1 protein-coding gene is annotated in these 932 nt (G+C 73.3%); it reads right to left on the bottom strand.

The window, feature by feature from the left end:
* Positions 1-40: 40 nt before the first annotated feature.
* Complete coding sequence (locus tag L995_RS29645) at positions 41-931, bottom strand: siderophore ABC transporter substrate-binding protein (RefSeq protein WP_052195894.1); 891 nt, start codon at positions 929-931, stop codon at positions 41-43.
* Position 932: the final 1 nt, after the last annotated feature.

Raw genomic sequence — 932 nt, 5'->3', positions numbered from 1 at the left:
CGCTGTGGGGCCAGGACCGGGAGCCGGCCCTGGCCCGCGGTCAACGCGATGACGCCGCGCCATAGGCCTGGCGCAGCTGCGCCATGTTGTCCAGCAGCGCCGTCGGCCCGGCGCTGCCCATCAGGTACCAGCCCTTGGGATCGAGGAAGACGACCTGCCCCTTGCGGCCGGCCGCCGTGGCGTGGATCTGCGCGTTGTCGAACACCTTGCGCGAAGCCAAGATCTCGCCGCCGCCTGCCGCCTGGCCCGTGGCCGTGTTGCGGTCGATGACGTAGATCCACTCGGGGTCCAGCCGCGCCACATCATCGAAGCCGTAGGCGGTGCCGCGGGCTGGCAGTTGCGCAGCCGATAGCGCCGAGCGCGCGCCGAACACATCGAACAGAAAGCCGAAGCGCGATCCCGGCGCCTGCGGCAGGAGCTTGTCGTTCACGGCCATCAGCAGAAGGCCCGGCGCGGCCTGCGAGGCCTGGGCACGCAGGCCCTGCAGCTCGGCGTGGATGCGCTGCACCAGCGCACGGCCCTGCGCCTGGCGGCCGAACAGCAGCGCCAGCGTGGCGATGTTGCGTTCGATATCGGCCAGCATGTGCTTGCCGCTGACGCTCAGGTCCAGCGTGGGCGCGATGCGTCCCAGCACCTCGGCCTTGCCGGCCGAGCGCCCGCCCACGATGATCAGGTCGGGCGCCAGGCGGCTCAGCGCCTCGTAGTCGGGCTCGAACAGCCCGCCCGCCGCAGGCCGCTGCGCGAAGCTGTCCAGGTACCGGGGCAGCTGCGCCCGGGGCACGCCTGCGACCGCCGACGCGGGCACGCCCAGCGCATGCAGTGCATCCAGCGCCCCCAGGTCATAAACCACCGCGCGCCGGGGTGCGCCGGGCAGGCTGGCCGCTCCCCCGGCATGCCGCACGGACAGCGGGGCCGCCGCCGCAGTCCCCAGG

The sequence above is a fragment of the Delftia sp. ZNC0008 genome (assembly GCF_000799035.1).
GTDB classification, from domain to species: domain Bacteria; phylum Pseudomonadota; class Gammaproteobacteria; order Burkholderiales; family Burkholderiaceae_C; genus Comamonas; species Comamonas tsuruhatensis.
The sequence above is the reverse complement of the archived record's forward strand: the minus strand, read 5'-3'. Positions and strand labels throughout refer to the sequence as shown.